Raw genomic sequence first — 3092 nt, forward strand, 5'->3', positions numbered from 1 at the left:
GAGAGGGCGGTTCATCAGCTGCGGACGACCGGCGACAGCGTGGACGAGATAGCGGCGCGGGTCGGCTACGGCGAAGGCGGGACGCTGCGCGCGCTCCTTCGCCGCCGCCTGGGGATCGGCGTGCGCGCGCTGCGGCCGCCGGGGCGGATCAGGGCCTGAACGAGGCCTCGCTCCGGGATCGGGGCTCGGGATCGGGATCGGGAAGGCGGCGAGGGGGATCGAATCTTTGCGCGCGCCGGTCGAGTGCTCGCGAACGGCGGGGGAGGCGAAGGAGGCGGCTCGGTTTCCGGGTCGGTTTTTTTCATGTGCGCCAGGCGAAGCCTGGAGAAGGAGGATGCGAGTCGAACGTTGAAACCTTCTATGGGACCCAGCAGGAACAACGCCTGCCCGGTAAGGTTGGCCACCGCCGGAACCGAGTGTTGCGTGGACCGAGGGCGACCTCGGCTGCGAAGCGTACACAGGGTGGCCGCGGGCCGCGCAATTGAGCCCCGAAAGAACCAGGTCGCGAGAGTCGCCCCGGTATGAAACGAGGGAGGCAACACCGAGGCTGCGAAAGGCAAGTGGCGAAGGTCTCGCCGGGGTCGAAGAACGCGGCACGCGACCGAGGGTCCCCCAAGGAACCTGGGAGGTCCTACCGCCTCCGCTCGAGCGTCCGGGTCGGGAACCCGGTCACCAAACCCTGGCCCCAGCGTCGCGCTCGCCGGCGATGGGGAGCGAATCAGCGAGCACCGAGCGGTACCACCAAGCGAAGGAAACGAAGCGCGGTGGGATGGGCGGTCGGAAGTCGGAGCACCTCGTAGTACCGCGGAAGCGGGGGAACCCACTCGAGGGACCCCGTGGAGGGAAGGGGGTGCCTGGTCACGAACCTGTTGGAGGGAAAGATGCCAGGGACATCGCGCCCGACAAGCGTCTCAACGAAACTGCAACGGATAGCAGAACTGGCGAGGCAGGCACCGCAGATGGTGTTCACGACGCTCGCCCACCACATCGACGTCGACTTCCTGCGCGAGGCGTACCGACGTACGCGCAAGGACGGCGCTGTCGGAATCGACCACCGGTCATCGGCTCAGTACGCGACCGCTCTCGAAGACAACTTGCGGTCTCTGCTCGACCGATTTCACAGCGGGCAGTACTACGCGCCTCCCGTGCGGCGGGTCCACATCCCGAAGGAGGATGGCAGAACGCGGCCGATCGGAGTGCCGACGTTCGAGGACAAGATCCTCCAGAGGGCTGCGACCATGATCCTCGAGGCAGTGTACGAACAGGACTTTCTCGACTGTTCGTACGGATTCCGGCCGAGAAGATCTGCGCACGATGCGCTCGATACGCTGTGGTATCGACTGATGGACATGGGTGGGGGATGGGTGCTCGAGGTGGACATCCAGAACTTCTTCGACACTCTGGACCATCGCCGCCTACGGGAAATCCTCGACCAGCGAGTGCGTGACGGCGTTCTTCGCCGTGCGATCGACAAATGGCTGAAGGCAGGAGTGCTCGAGGCTGGAGAGGTAACTCATCCGACCGAGGGCACACCCCAGGGCGGAGTGATCTCGCCTTTGCTGGCGAACGTCTACCTGCACGAAGTACTCGACAAGTGGTTCGAAGGCGAAGTCAGGCCGCGGCTCGAAGGAGCAGCGTCCCTGATCCGCTATGCGGACGACTTCGTCCTCGTCTTCGCGCGGGAACGAGACGCCCGCCGCGTGCTCGACGTACTGCCGAAGCGATTCGGCAAGTACGGCCTCACGCTGCATCCAGCGAAGACCAGATTGATCGAATTCCGGAAGCCGCCGCGGGGGGTCAAACCTCCACGTGGCGACCGACCCGGGACATTCGATCTGCTGGGCTTCACCCACCACTGGGGGATGCTGCGTCGTGGCACGTGGACCGTCATGCGTCGGACGTCCCGGACGCGCCTCACACGGGCAATCCGCGCCATAGCCGTGTGGTGTCGCCAGTCGCGGCACCTGCCGATCGACGAACAGAGCGCGAAACTCGGTCGCAAGATGCGTGGACACTTCAACTACTACGGAATCCAAGGCAACAGTCGAGCCTTGGCCGGCTTCTCCCACGCGGTTCGCCGCGTGTGGCGAAAGTGGTTGAGCCGACGCAACAACAAAGGGGTCACCTGGGATCGCTTCGCGGATGTTTGCGTGCGCTTCCCGCTCCCTGCACCGCGGATCGCTCACTGGACCACGCAGCGAATCACGTGACCTGAGGAGCCGGATGCGGGAAACCCGCACTTCCGGAACTGTGGGAGCCCCGGGCGGGCAACCGCCCGGGGCCACCCGACCTCGCGGCGCCCGTCGCGCAACCGCTGTGCCGGCGCAAGGCCGGGCACGGTGTTCAGGCGGCGCCGTCACAGCGCTTGCGCTCTCGGGCGCCTGTGTGCGTGATGAAAAAAACCGACCCGGAAACCTTCGCCAGTCCCTCCGTCTTCTTTCCCGCCGAGCAGCTCATTGCGTATCGCGTCGCGCGAGAGCTCCTCGCCGAGATCGCGCGGGTGAGCCGCGGGTGGCACGGGCGGGCCAGCTTGCGGGGGCAGGCGCTGGACGCGGCCGAGAGCGTGGTGCTCAACCTCGGCGAGGGCGCGGCGCAGCCGGCGCGCTCGGGCGCCAAGCGTCGCCACTACGTCATCGCGCTCGGCAGTGCGGACGAGGTTGGCGCGACGCTCGACGCTGCCGGCGCCCAGGCGCTGTCGCCAGCGGCGGAGCTCGAGGCGGTGCGGGCGCTGGCGGCTCGCTGCGGCGCCCTGGTCGGCGGGCTGGTCCGCAGCGCGACCGCGCGGCGCCGCTGAGCCGGCGGGTCACGGCCGCGGGTTCGCCAGCCGGTACAGCATCGCCAGCACGCGGTCGGCGAGCGCCATCGGCGCCGCGAGGGCGCCCACCGCGAGGTAGCCCATCACCTCGGCGACGTCCAGCGCGCCGACGATCTCGTCGGCGCTGCCGGCGGCGATCCGAAACGAGTGAAACCGGTCGCGTCCGGCCCGCCGGTTCCCCTCGCGAACATTGAGCATGACCGACTGGAGCGCTCGCCGGAGCTGATCCGCCAGAGCTCGATCCCTGCGCTCGATCCGCTCCATGAGCGGCCGGACC

At 67.8% G+C, this 3092-nt stretch carries 4 protein-coding genes; 3 read left to right on the top strand and 1 reads right to left on the bottom strand.

Going from position 1 to position 3092, the window contains the following annotated elements:
* The 3 genes from VFQ05_00325 to VFQ05_00335 form a co-directional block, all read left to right on the top strand.
* Positions 1 to 159 (top strand): AraC family transcriptional regulator (locus tag VFQ05_00325; protein HET9325196.1); only part of this gene is annotated, 159 nt, incomplete at its 5' end.
* An 800-nt stretch (positions 160 to 959) separates the two neighbouring features.
* On the top strand, positions 960 to 2210 hold the full coding sequence (gene ltrA / locus VFQ05_00330; GenBank protein HET9325197.1) for a group II intron reverse transcriptase/maturase: 1251 nt from the start codon (positions 960 to 962) through the stop codon (positions 2208 to 2210).
* Positions 2211 to 2392: 182 nt separating this feature from the next.
* Positions 2393 to 2794, top strand: coding sequence for a four helix bundle protein (locus tag VFQ05_00335; protein HET9325198.1), 402 nt, complete (start codon positions 2393 to 2395; stop codon positions 2792 to 2794).
* A gap of 9 nt (positions 2795 to 2803) precedes the next feature.
* Here the strand turns inward: VFQ05_00335 and VFQ05_00340 are convergent.
* A partial coding sequence (locus tag VFQ05_00340) for a four helix bundle protein (protein HET9325199.1) occupies positions 2804 to 3092 on the bottom strand: 289 nt, incomplete at its 5' end.

The organism is Candidatus Eisenbacteria bacterium (assembly GCA_035712145.1).
GTDB lineage: Bacteria > Eisenbacteria > RBG-16-71-46 > RBG-16-71-46 > RBG-16-71-46 > DASTBI01.